Annotated in this window: 11 protein-coding genes; 9 read left to right on the forward strand and 2 right to left on the reverse strand. The window is 44.7% G+C overall.

Annotation, left to right across the window (positions count from 1 at the left end):
- Positions 1–351 precede the first annotated feature (351 nt).
- A complete protein-coding gene (locus EH198_RS02570) occupies positions 352–1845 on the reverse strand; it encodes an MDR family MFS transporter (protein ID WP_465264421.1) in 1494 nt (497 codons plus the stop codon).
- Between EH198_RS02570 and EH198_RS02575 the strand changes: the two genes are divergently transcribed.
- The 4 genes from EH198_RS02575 to EH198_RS25445 all read left to right on the forward strand — a co-directional run bounded on the left by EH198_RS02575 (position 1730) and on the right by EH198_RS25445 (position 7038).
- Entirely contained in the window at positions 1730–3523 is a 1794-nt protein-coding gene (locus EH198_RS02575; protein WP_124693983.1) for an ABC transporter substrate-binding protein, read from the forward strand. The two genes, EH198_RS02570 and EH198_RS02575, sit on opposite strands and share 116 nt — an antisense overlap.
- A 254-nt stretch (positions 3524–3777) precedes the next feature.
- Complete coding sequence (locus EH198_RS02580) at positions 3778–5322, forward strand: P-loop ATPase, Sll1717 family (protein WP_124693984.1); 1545 nt, start codon at positions 3778–3780, stop codon at positions 5320–5322.
- Between the two features lie 270 nt (positions 5323–5592).
- Positions 5593–6561 carry a hypothetical protein gene (locus EH198_RS02585; protein WP_124693985.1) on the forward strand — a complete coding sequence of 323 codons (969 nt, stop codon included), beginning with the start codon at positions 5593–5595 and terminating at the stop codon, positions 6559–6561.
- Between the two features lie 210 nt (positions 6562–6771).
- Entirely contained in the window at positions 6772–7038 is a 267-nt protein-coding gene (locus tag EH198_RS25445; RefSeq protein ID WP_379310019.1) for an HAD-IA family hydrolase, read from the forward strand.
- Positions 7039–7162: 124 nt separating this feature from the next.
- On the opposite strand, the gene EH198_RS02595 is transcribed toward EH198_RS25445, so the two are convergent.
- On the reverse strand, positions 7163–7720 hold the full coding sequence (locus tag EH198_RS02595; protein ID WP_124693987.1) for a cysteine hydrolase family protein: 558 nt from the start codon (positions 7718–7720) through the stop codon (positions 7163–7165).
- A gap of 361 nt (positions 7721–8081) precedes the next feature.
- Here EH198_RS02595 and EH198_RS02600 point away from each other — a divergent pair, with 361 nt between their 5' ends.
- From EH198_RS02600 to EH198_RS02620, 5 genes are all read left to right on the forward strand, one after another.
- Complete coding sequence (locus EH198_RS02600; RefSeq protein WP_124693988.1) at positions 8082–9539, forward strand: S8 family serine peptidase; 1458 nt, start codon at positions 8082–8084, stop codon at positions 9537–9539.
- Positions 9540–9981: 442 nt separating this feature from the next.
- Complete coding sequence (locus tag EH198_RS02605; RefSeq protein WP_025335151.1) at positions 9982–10431, forward strand: MarR family winged helix-turn-helix transcriptional regulator; 450 nt, start codon at positions 9982–9984, stop codon at positions 10429–10431.
- A 332-nt stretch (positions 10432–10763) separates the two neighbouring features.
- Positions 10764–12023, forward strand: a complete 1260-nt coding sequence (locus EH198_RS02610; protein WP_025335150.1) for an alpha/beta hydrolase — start codon at positions 10764–10766, stop codon at positions 12021–12023.
- A gap of 212 nt (positions 12024–12235) precedes the next feature.
- Positions 12236–13582 (forward strand): MFS transporter, encoded by a 1347-nt coding sequence (locus tag EH198_RS02615; RefSeq protein ID WP_124693989.1) that lies wholly within the window; start codon positions 12236–12238, stop codon positions 13580–13582.
- A 38-nt stretch (positions 13583–13620) separates the two neighbouring features.
- A complete protein-coding gene (locus tag EH198_RS02620; protein WP_124693990.1) occupies positions 13621–15405 on the forward strand; it encodes a hydantoinase B/oxoprolinase family protein in 1785 nt (594 codons plus the stop codon).
- The last annotated feature ends 15 nt before the right edge of the window (positions 15406–15420 follow it).

Below are 15420 nucleotides of genomic sequence, written 5' to 3' on the forward strand. Positions count from 1 at the left end.
CAGCAGTACAATTTACAACATTCAACAATGTGAAAAATTCAGAATAGAATAGCAGCGTCATTAGTTCCGAATGTCATAAGTTACATAACAAATATTATGTTAACTAATGAAAGTTTGCATGCCAATCCTTTTTAAAGCGGCTTCACGTTATGATCAACTTTCTAATTATTATATTTCATCATATGAAAAATTCATAATAGAAAACAACAAATCAATCCTCTTCCTTGTCACATTACACTAATCCAACCATTCAACTCTCCAACAAAACTCTCAAAACAGAAAAAGGGCGCCGGCAGGCACCCTTCATAACCGATTATTTTGCAAAATGCAGAAATACTTTTCTGTCTACTGTCAGACCACTTTTTCATTTCTTTCCATATGGCGGATGTCAAAAGATCGTTCACGTGCAGACAGACGGCGGTGAGCGGTCAGCAAAAAAGGCAGACCGAGCGCGGTCGACAGCGCAAGTGGGATGAACAGGGGAAGTCCGTGTTCCGCACCCAATTGGTCAAGCAGCAGGCCTCCGAAAATCGGCGCAATGACGCTGCCTATACCGTTAAAGCCGATCGTGCCGAAGTAAGTTCCTTTCCATTCCGGTTTGGCGACCCGGTCGATCAGCATGTCCATCATCGTGAACAGCATCACTTCGCCAATCGTGAACAGCACGACGCCGAACATCAGCAGCGGCAGACCGCTGGCCAATCCGAACAGAACCAAGGATACTGAGACGCACACATTGCCGAGGATCAGAGGAATGACCGGCGGAAAGTTTCGGAATGTCCGAACAACGGGATACTGGACGACGAGCACGGTGATTGCATTTAGCGACAGCATGTAGGAGAAGGCCTCACCGCCGTTCGCAAAATGCGTGTTAAGCGCCAAATACTGCGCCAGTGTCGAGCTGAAATGGCCGTAACCCAGCACGCAAAAGATGGTGCCGAGCAGGATCGGCAGAAACACACGGTCCCGTCCCGTTACGGCGAGCGCTTCGCGCAGCCGTGGCGCCTGAGACGTGGAAGGCGCTGGCAGATTCTTGCCATGAACGGCGAATTGCAGGACGAGCACGAACCCGTAGGCGATATAAACGATGGCGGCGATCAGGAACGGAAAGGTCGACTGTGCCGAACCAAGCTGCAGGCCAATGATCGGACCGAAGACGACTCCGAGATTGACAGCGGCGTAACGCAGATTGAAGACAAGCAGCTTATGTTCTCCGGGCGTAATATCGGACAGCAGAGCCCGCGAGGTCGGTTCGAAGACGGCGCGGCATAATCCATTCAGCGTATTGACAATCAGGAACACCCACAGATGGCCAGCCAAGGCAAAGCCCACGAACACCGCGGCCCAGCTGAAAATGGACACGAGCATTACTTTTTTGCGCCCGATAATATCCGAAATGTAGCCGCCATAGAATGATACCGAGACTCCGGCAAGCGAACTAACCGCAATCGTAAGGCCGGTCTGCGTTGGCGTTGCGCCCAGTACTTTTGTCAGATAGATGGACAGAAAGGGAATGCTCATAGAGGTTACCAGCCTGCCGAACATGGTGCCGACGATGATGGTCCATGCCAGAGGATGAATATGGTGTAACGTTTGTTTCATGGGTTTCTCCTTCAAGGCTTTAGTATTGTCATCCAATAGAGGATATAGATATAATTGTAATATTAAAAAGGGGAAGGAAAAGTGAAATCTTACATGAGATGATTTCACCTTTAAAGGAGTGAGGTAGGTGGAACTAAGCGACACCCATTTTATTCGGTTGGCAGCTGCTTTGCAATCTTCCGGAAGACCGGAGGAGCCGGTTCGCGTGACGATTGAGCAATTGTCCGGTTTGCTCTGCTGCACACCCCGCAACGTAAAGTTCATTCTGCGGCGGTTGGAGGAGAAAGCGCTGATATCGTGGAAGCCGGGCAGGGGAAGAGGACATGCCTCGTCGCTGGCTTTTTTGCGGAGTACGGAAGACATACTGGAAGAGACCTTTCAGGAGCTGCTTGCCCAAGGGAAAATAAAAGAAGCGATCGAGCTGATCAGCGCACCCGAGGTAAGCAATCTCCTAAGAGAAAGGCTGTGGACCGAACTTAACCGGCAGATGGGCTTTCACAGCGAGCCGGAGACGCCGTCGGGGCAGGACGTACTGCGTATGATGCGGAACCGCAATTTGGAGAGACTGGACCCGGCATTTGTATTTACGGCATTTGAAGCGTACATAATTGGACAAGTCTGCGATACGCTGGTGAGCTACGATGCCGCTAGCGGGAAATTCCTTCCGGGGCTTGCCCATACATGGGAGCACAGCCGAGACTACACCCGTTGGACCTTTTACTTGCGGAAAGGAGTCCGTTTTCATCATGGGAAGATGATGGCGGCGGATGATGTCAAATATACGTTTGAAAGGCTGTTTCAGGTGGAAAGTCATTCCCTGTGGCAATACCGGGATATTACGGAAGTGAAGACAGAGGGAGAATATGCGATTTCTTTTTGTCTTAGCCGTCCAAACTTGTTCTTTTTGCATCTGATCGGAAGCCTGTACATGTCCGTTCTGCCCAGCGACATTGTTTTTTCAGGAATTCCGGTCGGTACCGGTCCTTTTCGTGTCGCCAACCTTAACGAAGATGTACTGACGCTTACCGCATTCGACAGCTATTACGGCATTCGGCCGCTGTTGGACAAAGTGGAGATCTGGTTCCTTCCGGACAAAACGGGCAGCGACCGCCATTACGAGCTTACCGGCGGGGATACCGATGAGATTATGCCTTGGAACCAATATAACAGCAGCATCGACTACCCGGCGCTCGGCTGCCGGTATATCGTGTTCAATTTGCGGAGGGAAGGGGTCCAACACCGAAAAGAGATCCGCGAAGCTCTGCGCATTGCATATGACCGGGTTGCCTTGATTCGTGAACTGGGGGGAAGCCGCTATACGCCAGCGGACAGCTTATTGCCCTGGATCAGCAAAGAGCGGCTGGTAAAGGAAGGACAGCTAGAGGAAGCAGAGGAACTTCTGCGCAAAGCGGGATATGCCGGAGAGCCGATTCAGCTGGCTTATCCGCCCAAGAAGGAGGAAAGCGAGGAAGCCGAATGGCTGCAGAAGCGGTGCCGCGCGGTCGGCCTCAATCTCGTGTTGCATCCGCTGCAACCCGGCAGGTACGCGGAGGAATTTTTGCAGAATGCCGATCTGCTCATCGGGGAGGAGGTGCTGGAAGATGACTGGGAATGGGGGATGATGAACTTTTATAAAAACCGGCGGAATTATCTCCACTTTCTGTTTAATCCTCCAGAGAACGAGCTTCTGGACCGGGAAACGGATAACATTTTTCAACTTTCCAAACCGGAACGGGTCTCCTGCCTGCTTCAAGCGGAACAGCTTGCCCGGGACAACTTCTGGATTCTCCACGGCTGCCATCTGAATAAGAGAGCGAAGCTCAGCCAGAGTCTGCTCGGTCTGCATACCGGCTCGTTCGGGTTTTTGGATATTTCCAAGCTGTGGGTGAAGAGCGGGGAGGAGAAAGATTTGCAGGCTTAAAATGGTAGACAGTGGGCGGCTTTAAGCTGAAGGGCAGATAGTTTCAGGACTTCGCGAATACTTCATGTAACGGCTTAATTGCGAATTTCGTAGATAAGACGTTAGGCGTAATTCTCGAAAGTGGGAAAAAATTATAATTATAAAAAAATTTAAATACACAAAAATTAACTTATATTACAAAGTATTTTATTTAATTCCATCGGATTAAATTATATGTTATATTTTGTTTGAAATAATAAAAGGGTGGGGATTTTTTGCCAATTTTGGATTGGATAGATATAGGGAAAGTTGCAGCAGAGAGGGATGAAGAATTGCAGAATTATTTCTATGATGCTGGAATATCCAAACAGATCGTAGATAATCCCAACATTTTCTTAATGTTAGGTCGTAAGGGGGCAGGTAAAACAGCCGTTTTTCTGCATCTTTCAAGAAAACCTGATATTTTTAATGAAAACGATATAGTACTTTCTTTATCACTTACAAATTATAGTTGGAATGCTCATGGGTTACTTAAACGGGATGAAAAGGCAGATTCTTTAAGTTATAGAGATTCGTGGAGATTTGTTATATTGGTTGAATCTTTAAATGGCTTATCCAATTACTTTGAAGAGAAAGGGGAAAGGCCACCAACGGAGATACGGGACGCGATGAAATTATTAGAAAAACTCTTTGCGAAACCAGTTCCCACATGGACAGATATATTGGGTGAGAAATTGTATAAATTATCAACTCTTAGATTACCCTCAGGGGGCTTATCTCCCGAAGCAGAACTTTCGCTTGATGGTGGGGAAATTACATTTGAAGATGTAAGGGGAAATGCATCACTTAGAAACTCGCTTTCGCACAATATGGATAGTCTAACTAATTATCTAGAAACAAAGCTATATGCTGGAATACAGAATAAACGTATTTTTATATTATTTGATCGTCTCGATGAAGCTTGGGATTCAACATCCCTTGATGTTTGTAAGCACATAAACATTGGTTTAATTCAAGCATCGGATTATATTTCACAAAAATTTGAAGGGAAATTGCGACCAGTTGCATTTCTTCGCGAAGATATATTTGAGACTCTCTCAATTAATGATAAAAACAAGCTAAAGGAAGATTGTGGATCGTTATTGAAGTGGGATAGAGAATCACTTCAAAAAATGCTATTATATCGATTAAACTATTTCGCAAGGAGGTATGGAATAGAGGAAATTACCGATTTGAATGATCTTTTTGATAGGAAGGAAATTCGTAATAGAGCCACTCCAGTTTCATATATTAATCGATGTACATTTATGAGACCACGCGATGTTATTTGTTTCTATAAGAAAATTATTGATAATATGAAGGATGAAAAATTAGCACTTGAGGCTGAATTGCCGGACTCCGAAGACTATAAAAAAATATGTTTAACAGAGGTTCTATATTCTGATGTAATCTATTCTGCGGAAGCATCTTTTAGTGACTGGTTAAAGGATGAATTGAAAGATGAATGGGAGACACAGAAACCTGAGATAAATATTTACCTTAACACAATAACTAACATGGGTAAAACATTAATAACAAAAGAAGAGTTGAAAACAAATCTTGAACAAACTATGGGTCAGATAGACCCTGCAACAATACGAGAAATAATGTCATTTTTATTTGAAGTATCAGTTATTGGCTTTAAAGTCGGAGGTTCCAATATTTGGAGATTTAAATCAACAATGCCTTCCCAAGGATTTAATGAAGCAGATATCTATAGAGTTAACTTTGGATTAACTAAATCCCTTGGACTAACAGAAACATATCAGGCAGAACAATAAAAATACTAAAAAAGCAGACATGTATTGTCTGTTTTTTTAGTAAAACTTTTAGCATATCCAAGGAAGTCGAGAAGTACGCCTAACATTGCATTCAACGCAGCGGGCCGGCAAGCCGAACCTTGGTCCGAAAGAGGAATTTCGAGGAAGTGGCTTCTCCGGACACATTCAATTGGCTAAGTGGCGGAGCCACCCGATACTTACGTACATTAAGCCGCTTGAACGTCGTGAATGCGGAAAACGTTATCGGAAATTAGGGAAGGAGAAAGGGTAATGGATCCAATTACAGATGGGAATATTATCTTTCAAAATATACTTAAAGAGTTATCAAATAAAAAGGTCACAAGGTCTATAGAGGACCTAGAAATATTGTTAAATGGTCTCAAGGTTGATGCAAAAGGAAAGATAATTTTAGATTTTATGGATAGTGGAAATTGGGATATGATTGCCGGCTTTAACATAGACAAGAAGTCCAATACTGTCCAAATTCATTGGCATGACTTTAGGGGTAAAAACAATGAAGACGATATGGTAAGGTTGGTATTTCCGGCGGAATTATACTCATTATTTTTCCATTTTCAGTCAATAAAAATAATAGAGTCTTCGTCATTTCCTGCTTTTCTTATCCAAGGATATGCGTTAAGTGATAAAGAAGTTAGAAAATATTTATCAACTGATGCTGAAGAATTTGAACTTGAAGATAAGAATAACTTTTCAAAAAATGCCTATCGCAAAATAAATGGTAGATGGCAAGCGATAAAAGTGCTTAACACCCCAATACATTCAATGCTAATACTCCCAAAGAATAGCGGTCTTGACGTAAGTCATTCTAAAGAAATTCTATTTGCGTTTAATTTGGACGAATGCCTGAAAAGATTGGAAGCAATTAAAGAAGAAGTAGAAAATATTGATGATTCAGATGTAGACCAAATATGTGAGAAGGCTAATACTTTAAGGCGAATATTTGAAAACAGTCTTAAGATAGAACTGTGTTACCGGAATATTACTATGAATAAAGGATACTCTCAGTTATTACTTGGAGATTTAATTGCAAAGGTAAAGAGTTTTTATGATGATAAATTCCAGGTCATATTTAGTAAGATGGTGTCCCTTTCGAATGAGTTGTCACATGATAGCGGTAAACCAATAAACCGAGCAAAAGTATATTTGCTATATGCTATGGTACTTCTTTATATCGAATTTCTGAAGTCGACTATAAAATTATATCCTCATGGCCATTAATAGCGAGTTTTTCAAAGGAACCCTAACTTCTGATAACATCGTATTCACGCTGCGAAGCCTTACGGCTACGTGGTCCGCCTGAGGCAATTCGGGGCGGAGAACCCTGCGAACCTAACCGCATGCGGCTGCCCCCTTGAGCTTAAGGTTTCGCGTTTGTGAATGCGAAAACGTTATAAGAAATCGGTGAAAAAAAATTATTGGAAAAAATGTATGTATGTTAAATTTAGATGGTGTGTAACGGAAGTAACCAAACCACATGAGTTAATGTACAGGACAGCTCTTGAAGAACTGAATTTGTCCCCAAGTGAAGTCTTGTTCATTGATGATAGCATTAAGAATTGTGATGGAGCCGAGAAACTTGGAATTCGATCTTTCGTATTATGCAGAGACTGGAAGCCATACTTCTATAATAAAATAACATGCAAAAAACATCCTGTTGTGAGAAACTTATACGATGTCATCAAGAGTTTATACTAAAGAATTGCCATGTTACGTTAACGGGCAATTTCGTTGAATTAAGCCTAATAAAAAAGACCAGGAAAAATCCATCATCTCCCGGTCTTTTTCTTAATCAATCTTGTCTATGAATGGCCACCTTATTTTATCTATATGTGTCGTGGGGCGGCTGGAATAAATCCTCTTCGGTCTTTCTCACGACTGAAAAATGGTCCACATTATAGTGTCCATGCAGGATTTTGTTATGATGTTTAATAATTTGTTCAGCCGATAATATGGTGGTATCGGTTGTTGAATGTCCATCTTCCACTAGGGTAACATCAAATCCCCTAACGGTAGCGGCCCTTACAGCTGTATCAATGCAGTGCTCTGTTTTACATCCCATTATGATTAGATGTTCGACTTGGTTATCTTTAAGTACCTCTAATAGTGGTGTTGCATAGAATGAATTCGTTGCTTTTTTATCAAATATTTTGGAATCGGCCGGTACTTTGATTTCTTGATGAATTTCAAAGCCGTCTCCTTCACCCTCTGCAACATCTAAATCTCGCATGAATACTACTAATTGACCCATCTCCGATGCTTTTTCTATAACTGAATTAATATTGTTGAGAAGACCATCTTTATTAAATACACATTGTTCACCATCTTTACCTTCAATCAGCTCTTGTTGTGCATCAATAACCAATAATGCTTGGTTCAATAACAAAACTCCTTTACTTTAAAATAAAAAACCGTACAACCCACTGACTATTTTTATATGCATAAAAACCGCCCCCTTTAAATGTTCTAATTAGAAATATTCGAATTTGAATTATAAACTCCTGCTTGCATTATATTTTTGTTACCATTTTTTAAATTATCTTAGTGTTTAATATTTATCACCTCTTTCGTCGGGCCTAAGCGGGCCCCTGTTTTAAGTCCTACACCAACTATTGGAAAAATGCGACAAAAGGCCGCCTTACCATCGACAAATTCGGACAAGCTAATTCCCCCCATGCTGATATACTACTGTGAAAGCCGCATACATGCGGTTTATACACCATCACAGGGAGGAAAAGAATTTGAGAACAAAGGTCGCTGCTGTCTTAGGTTCGCTGCTAATCACCACAAGCCTGTTTGCCGGAACAGGGTATTCCAAGCCTGCCAACCAGGCGGCTCAGAAACAAAAGTACCTGATCGCGTTTCAATCTTCACTTCCGGCAGATTATGAAACGATAGTCACAAAAGCAGGCGGCAGAGTGCTGCGGGCCATTCCGGAATTGGGCGGCCTTGAGGCGGAATCCGACCGGCAGGACTTTCTTTCGAATCTTAGCGGTAATTCTGGGATACGGGCTGCCAACCGGGAATTAGTGTACAAGCTCGATGAAGACATCGCGGCCGCTGACGGTCAGCCGGTGACCGATATTCCGCAGGACGCCGAAACATACTGGCCCTATCAGTGGGACATCCAGCGGATTACGAACAATGGGGCCTCCTACAAGCTGGAAACGGGCGGCACGACGAACGCCGACGGAACAGTAACGCATAAAGCAGTTGTGGGCGTGATCGATACGGGAATCGACGCGGGACACCCTGACCTGAAGGCGAATTTCCTCGGGGGCATGAACTTTGTTCCGGCAGGCGTCGACGCCAGCGAGACAGGCGATCCGTACGACCTCAAGGACCGCGAGGGTCACGGCACCCATGTGGCAGGCTCTATAGCTGCAAATGGCAAGGTCAAGGGAGTAGGTCCCGGCCTCGGCATCCGGTCATACCGCGTATTTGCTGCCGAAGGCGGAGCGCCGACCTCATGGATCGCGGCAGCAATTGTCCAGGCGGCTAAGGACAAGGTCGACGTCATCAATATGTCGATCGGGGGCTATGACGGTATTTCTAAGTATACCTATGAAGGTCTCAAGTACAGCGATGTGGCGGATATGATCCTCTGGAAGCGAGCGCTGCAGTATGCCGTGAACAGCAATGTTACGGTAGTCGCAGCGGCCGGCAACGAGGAACTGAACCTGAACGACGCGGGCGCCGTGGTCGACTATATGAACCAAACCTACGGCTACCTGGGTCTTAACTTTAAAAGCGCTGTGAAAGAAGTGCCAGGGACGCTGCCAGGCGTTATCAACGTTTCTTCATCAAATAAATGGTCCACAGAGAAAATCGCTTTTTATTCCAACTACGGCAGCACGATCGACGTGGCTGCTCCCGGCGGTGACAACGGACCGGTCTACGATGCAAGCCGCAATCTTGACGAGAGGGATTTCCACTACCGTACGCTGAGCACATGGCCGACTTACCTGGAGCCTTACTTCACTTCGAACCTTACGAGCTATGCGCTGCTCCACGGAACATCGATGGCAGCACCAAAGGTGGCGGGCATTGCGGGCGTCATCAAAGCAGCGCATCCGGAGTATACGCCGGCCCAGGTGCAATCGCTCATCAAGCAAACGGCTAACGATCTCGGGAAGTCAGGTCAGGATCCCCTGTTCGGCTCGGGCGAAGCAAGCATCTACAATGCATTGAGCCGATAAACACGGAATCGAGCAGGGGACCGATAATTAATAAAATATAGTCCTTCTTAATGTATTGACGTATGTTCTTGTCGCAAGTATTTGACATGAACATACGTCAATAATTGTTTAGCGGCATGAATGCGCTTGTAAAAAGAGCAAAAGGGGATTGAGGTTCATCGCGACGATAATGAGCTCTAACTGTATTAGAAATAAATAATAATCTGACTTTAAAGTCACTCTTAGGAGTGGCTTTTGAAGTTCTTTATAAGCAGTTTGTGCAGCAAGTAGTAGAAGAATAGGGTTTCAAAGGTGCTTGATTTCCCTTCGGATTGGCGTCATTTTTTTAATTTATTACGTTTGATAATGTCAAAATGACGTCATGAAGGGTTGATTGATTTTATGAAATTTATATGTATCATATTTATTTAGGAATAAAAATTGTAAGTTGAGGAGAAATAAAATGAATGATTCATCAGAACGTCTGGAGGCCATTAACCAATTGAACAGAGCTATATACACTTTATTAACTGTGGACGGTAGACTACGGGGGCGGGCAACTCAAATTCCCGGAGCTTTATCTACGCCTCATGCGAGAGCGTTGAAGTCATTGACGGACAACGGAAATTTATCCATTAAAGAATTATCCCTGCATACGGAGAACAGATCTTCTGCCGTTACTCAGTTGGTAGATGGCTTGGAGAAAAATGGTTACGTTGAACGCATACGTTCAACCGCTGATCGCCGAACCGTAACGGTTAGTATAACGCCTAAAGGACTGGAGGTTTTCCAGGAAAGAGATGCAAAGATTAAAAAAATGCAAGAAGAGGAATTAACCGTGTTTACTCCTGAGGAAATTAATACGGCGTCTGAAATTATTAGAAGAATGAGCAAAATTATCGATCAGCTTTAAAACACTCAACCTGATTCCATGGGAGATATAAGGATTCAGGTTTTTTCATTTTCCCCGCAGTAACTCAATAACTTCTCCAAAGTGTTCAAAAAAACGAACCCCCAATCCCGTTAGCAGGCTTAATTTCAGCTGCTTTTTGTCGATCGTTTCTTTACATCACATAATCCTCATTTAAAATTATTCCATGTTACATTTAATCACATTGATCATCCGAACTATAGGTTTTCTGTATGTTTTCATAACCGTTATTGACAGCATATCTTACGTGTGCTAATTTATAGATAAGTACTTACTTAATAAGTACTTATATAAAAACAATACGGAGGTTGAACATGACGCAACGAGCACAATCACAAAGTTGGATTTTGGACATCGCGCTCTCTCTCGGTGGCTTTGATGCCCTTCATCCGGAAGGAAAAGCAACCCTTGAAGAGTTAGGTCACAATCACAGGGATTTTGATAAGGTGTTTGAATTAGTAAAGAGCGGTGTCATGCTCCCAAAAGCATGGTCGACTATAGCGTCGCAAGCCGAAGAACGCGCGGAACATTATGAAAATGAAGGGTTCCCGGCAACCGCTAAAGATTTGTATCAACGGGCTGCAGTGATGTGGGGAAGAGCGCAATATTCTTTTTTCAACGATGATCCAAGAAAAACATTATTTCGCCAACGGTGTAACGATTGCGTCGCCACGATTTCAAGATTGAGCAATCAAACCATCCAACGGGTGGAGCTTGATTTTGAAGGTGAAAAAATCTTTGGCATTTTGTATCTGCCCGAAGGGAATGTTTCGAACGCTCCCGCGGTCATTCTTGGTCCCGGTATGGATATGATCAAAGAGGATTATATCCAGATCGCCCAACGCTATTATACGTCGCGCGGTATGGTTGCCTTGTCCATCGAGGGGCCTGGCCAAGGCGAAACGGTTTCAAACGGACTTAAGGTTACACTAACCAACTATCAGCGTGCTATCAGCCGATATATCGACTTTCTTGAGGAGCTTCCGCAGGTCGACAAAAATCGAATCGGTTTGTTCGGAGTCAGTATGGGAGCTTACTGGGGATTGCGGGGAGCTGCACACGATAAACGCCTGCAAGCACTGGCAACTTTCATGACCGGCCCCGGCGATTTGGAGAAGTCTTTCAGCAAAGCTCAACCCAGTTTCAAGACTAATTTCATGTATATGACTGGCTACACGGATGAAGAGAAATTTGATAAAGAAATTGCGGCTCAATACAGCATTTGGGATCTCATTTCGAAGGTCACTTGCCCGGTTTTGATCGGGAACGGCGAATTTGACGAGCTTATCCCTGTTGAAGATGTGCTTGCTCTTTATGAACTGATCGAGGCTCCCAAGGAAATTCGCATCTACGAGAACGAGTTCCATCCGCTTGGCGGCGTTGCAGCGGAAATTTTCCGTTATGGCGCGGAATGGACCGAGCGGGCATTGAACGGCGGATTTGCAGCAAATACCGATAATCGTTATTACGTGCATACCGATGGAGGAGTGACCGAAGGATCGGCACTACCTGCTTGGTGGCGCGGAGCCGAACCACCCGAAATTTCATCACGGAAACAGTCGGTCGGAGTGTAGGTTGAATTCAAAATGAAAAGCAGCAGAATATGACAATATGGTTTTTCGATAAAGTTCAATCTCTTGGAAAATCGATCGTCACGCTCATCTTCTGGAGCGGTTATGATTTTGCAAGAGTTCAAATAGAGAAGATGTTAGAAAAAACTTTTTGCGTTGAGGGGAGATCTCTATGGTTAGAATTTTATCGGAAATCGATATGAGGAGGCTGGAGAATGGATAATAATACGGGAACGGTTCATGAGAGCCAAACGAGTTATCAATCCTCTGTAACCGTGAAGACTTCTGCTGTTAAACGTACGAAATCAATCACGGGTCTGGTCATTGGACTTTGCTGGTTCTGCATTTTTTTTGAAGGTTACGATCTCGGAATCTATGGACCCGTACTTCCAATATTAATGAAGAAATGGTCTTTAACCGCGATAGAGGCCGGTGCGATCGCAAGTTATTCTCTGTTTGGATTACTGGCAGGTTCAATTGTCGTAGGCGCAATCACAGATATCATTGGACGAAAAAAAACGTTAATTTTTTCGCTTGCGCTTTTTTCCATTGCGATGGGTATCTCCGCTTCTGCAACTACCCCCGAAATGTTCGCATTTTCCCGCGTCATTGTCGGCCTCGGAATCGGAGGCATCATTCCAAGCGTAGCGACGCTTTCAATCGAATACTCGCCAGTACATCGGCGTTCATTCAATTTTGTCGTTACAAATACCGGGATTACCTTCGGAGTCATTGCTGCTGTATTAACCGCCTTGTTTTTTCTGGATAATTTGGGATGGCGCATTTTGTTCTGGATCGGCATCGCTCCCGTGCTGGTTATTCCTTTCATTATTAAGTTTCTACCAGAGTCGATTAGCTTTCTGTTAGCGAAGGATAGAAGAGAAGAGGCAGCAGCGATCGCTAATCGGTTTAACCTTTCTCTGGATACTTTTGAAGAAAGCAAAAGAAAGAATACCTCTCAAGAGGCGGAGAAATTACAAGCTTTTAAATCTTTGCTATCCAAGAAATATATAGGCATCATCATCATTGCTTCCATGATTTACTTCCTTACTTTTGTAATGGCATACGGTTTAAATACATGGCTGCCTAAATTAATGCAGCAAGCCGGATACCCGCTTACATCTAGTCTTGTATTCATGTTGGTTTTTAACTTAACCGGGGTTGCAGGTTCTCTGATTGGAGGGAAAATTGCCGATCGTATTGGTTCAAAATGGGTCCTTGGCGTCGCCTATTCGCTAACTGCTATAAGCATTTTCTTGCTGAGCTTTAAAATAGAAAGCATGTTTATACTTTATAGTTTAATCGGAATTGCAGGGATTGGGGTGGTTGCAACGACAGGAATTACCATTGGGCTCGTCAGCTCGTATTTTTCTTCCGAAAATCGGGCGACCGCAACCGGATTTACGATTGGTATTGGGAGAATCGGAGCAGCAACGGGTCCGGTGCTAGGAGGGCTGCTCTTAACCCGAAATGTTCCATTGGCATGGAGCTTCTATACCTTTGCCATCGTTGCGGTCTTGGCCGTACTAGCCGTCGTCTTGATTCCAAAGAAGTCGGAATAGTCAACATATTATAAAATTTTAATAAGCAGGTGAGTAATGTGGACAATCAAGTTACGATCGCTCCGGATTTATTGGCGATACTCTCAAGTAAAGTCAACAGCATTTCCAAACAAATGTCGTATACGCTTCAAAGAAGCGCACGTTCAAGCGTCATGAGCAGCGCGAGGGACTTTTCTACCGCAATCTGTGATGGCATCGGCGACGTTATAGCGCTGCCAAACGGGTTTCCGGTCCACGTTGCCAATATGAGCTTGACGGCCAAATCGATTTTTGAGTTTCACAGTCCGGAATCTCTTGCTCCGGGGGACGCCCTTCTTAATAACTCACCTTATCACGGGAATACGCATATGGGCGATTATACGATTATCGTTCCCGTATTCCATGAAGGCGAACTCATGTTTCTTTGTACGGTGAGGGGACATCAGGCCGACATTGGAAACAGCGTGCCCACTACGTATCACGCGATGGCAAAAGATATTTATGAAGAAGGAGCGCTCTGCTTTCCGTGTGTCAAAATCCAGAAAAACTATGAAGATGTGGACGATATCATCCGGATGGCCAAAATGAGAATCCGCGTTTCGGATGTCTGGTACGGAGACTACCTGGCGATGATTGGCGCTGCAAGAATTGGCGAGCGGGAATTATCGAAACTGATCGCTAAATACGGAAAAGAAACGATCAAGGCTTTTTTTCAAGAATGGAAAGAGTATGGAAGCCGCAGAATGATCGAGGAAATTAAAAAGCTTCCGGCAGGAACGTGGATTAACGAATCGAAACACGATCCAATCCCGGGATTACTGCCCGATGGCGTAAATGTAAAAGTAAAATTGACGATCGATCCGGAAGAAGGCTATGTCGAGGTCGACTTTAGGGATAACGCAGACCCGGTAGCGGCAGGATTGAATCTGTGCGAAGCGACAGTGCTGTCGGCGGGACGGACCGGGGTTCTCAATTACATGCCTTCCGATCTTCCGCTATGTGAAGGAACATTCAGTCGTATCATCGTGAAAATGCGCGAAAACAGTGTCGTAGGGAAGGCCAAACTGCCGTATTCCTCTTCGCTGGCCACGACCAATATTCATGATAGAGCGGTGCTAGCGGTGCAATGCGCGTTCAATGAGGTGAGCGAATCGCTTGGCATGGCCGAAGGCGCGTTTGCCCAGCCACCGTCGCTTTCCGTTATTTCCGGCTTTGACTCCCGTTATGGAAGACCTTATGTAACCCAGCTAATTTCAGGTCATACGGGCGGCATGGGGGTGCACGGTCATGACGGATATATCGCCTACTGTATTTGTAATGGCGGCATGATGGAATGGAATTCGCTCGAGGTTATTGAACAGAAATATCCGATCCAGTACGTGATGCAAGAGTTGATCAAGGACTCAGGCGGGGCTGGGAAGTGGGACGGTGCACCTGCAACGAAGGTAGTTATGGTACCGCGTACCGACAAGGTGACGTTTATGTATGTTTGCGACGGCAAATACAATCCTCCACGCGGAGCGCAAGGCGGACATAACGGGTCAGCAGCCAATGCGGCCATGTACCGGCTCGAGGAAGACAAAACTTCGCAGGAAGATCTGCCGATGTTTCATGGAATCGAACTGGCGCCGGGCGAAGCATTGGTTTCGGAGATAAGCTCTGGCGGCGGCTTCGGCAATCCGTTAGAGCGCGACCCGGAGCGGGTACGCCATCGCGTAAGAGAAGGATGGGTCTCCGTTCAAAAAGCGAGAGAAGCCTATGGCGTTGTCATTGATACGACAACGGAGCTGTATGCAGTCGATTGGAAGGCGACAGAGAAATTAAGACAAAAGGCAGAACAATAAGGGAGGTAGCATCTA

Source organism: Paenibacillus rhizophilus (genome assembly GCF_003854965.1).
Classification (GTDB): domain Bacteria; phylum Bacillota; class Bacilli; order Paenibacillales; family Paenibacillaceae; genus Paenibacillus_AQ; species Paenibacillus_AQ rhizophilus.

Coding starts and splice junctions, on each gene's coding strand:
- EH198_RS25445 (WP_379310019.1), top strand. CDS start 6,772: ATGTATGTTAAATTTAGATGGTGTGTAACGGAAGTAACCAAACCACAT.
- EH198_RS02610 (WP_025335150.1), top strand. CDS start 10,764: ATGACGCAACGAGCACAATCACAAAGTTGGATTTTGGACATCGCGCTC.
- EH198_RS02615 (WP_124693989.1), top strand. CDS start 12,236: ATGGATAATAATACGGGAACGGTTCATGAGAGCCAAACGAGTTATCAA.
- EH198_RS02585 (WP_124693985.1), top strand. CDS start 5,593: ATGGATCCAATTACAGATGGGAATATTATCTTTCAAAATATACTTAAA.
- EH198_RS02605 (WP_025335151.1), top strand. CDS start 9,982: ATGAATGATTCATCAGAACGTCTGGAGGCCATTAACCAATTGAACAGA.